Consider the following 759-nt stretch of genomic DNA (forward strand, 5'->3'; position numbering starts at 1 on the left):
CGCCGCAGGCGACCGGTTTTCTGTGCCAGCGCGAGCTCGTCGTCCGGCAAGGCGAAATGGTCGAGCCCGATCTCTCGGTAGCCGGCGGCAACCAGCGTCTCGGCCACGGCCGCAGCCTGTTCGGCGCGGGCAGCGCTGTCCGGCAGTGCTGTCTCCTCGATCTGGCGCTGATTCTTGATAAGGGACGGAATGTGCGCGTAGCCGAATACCGCAAGCCGGTTGGGGCGCATGGCGACCGCCGACCTAGCGGTCTGTACGCAGGACTGCACCGTCTGATGCGGCAGACCGAAGATGAGGTCGAAATTGATGCGGCCTACCCCATGCCGGCGCAGCTCTTCGACGGCAGTCGCCGTTTGCGCCTCACTCTGGACCCGGTTGATCGCCTTTTGAACAATGGGATCGAAGCTCTGCACGCCGAGGCTCGCGCGGTTTATGTCGGCTGCTCCTAAGGCTTCGGCCATCTCGGCCGTGAACGTGCGTGGATCGATCTCCACGGCAACAGTAGCCGTTTTCCTGAACGCGAAGCGGCGGCGCAGGAACTCCATCAGTGCGAGGAACTCAGCTGGCCCGATTAGGGTCGGCGTTCCGCCTCCGAAATGCACGTCGCTCACGGGCAGTGCCCGCGGCGTTTGCTCCGAGACCAAACGGATCTCGTCACGCAGCATCGCCAGATAATTGAGAATCGGCGCATCCCGGCGGGTGATGGTGGTAGGGAAGCCGCAATACCGGCACATCGACCGGCAGAACGGAACGTGGAGA

The 759-nt window shown here is 63.8% G+C and carries 1 protein-coding gene; it reads right to left on the bottom strand.

The window, feature by feature from the left end:
• The coding region (locus tag AU465_RS32990; RefSeq protein WP_192257187.1) for a radical SAM protein at positions 1–759 on the bottom strand (759 nt) is incomplete at both ends.

The organism is Mesorhizobium silamurunense (assembly GCF_014843905.1).
Taxonomy (GTDB): domain Bacteria; phylum Pseudomonadota; class Alphaproteobacteria; order Rhizobiales; family Rhizobiaceae; genus Mesorhizobium; species Mesorhizobium silamurunense.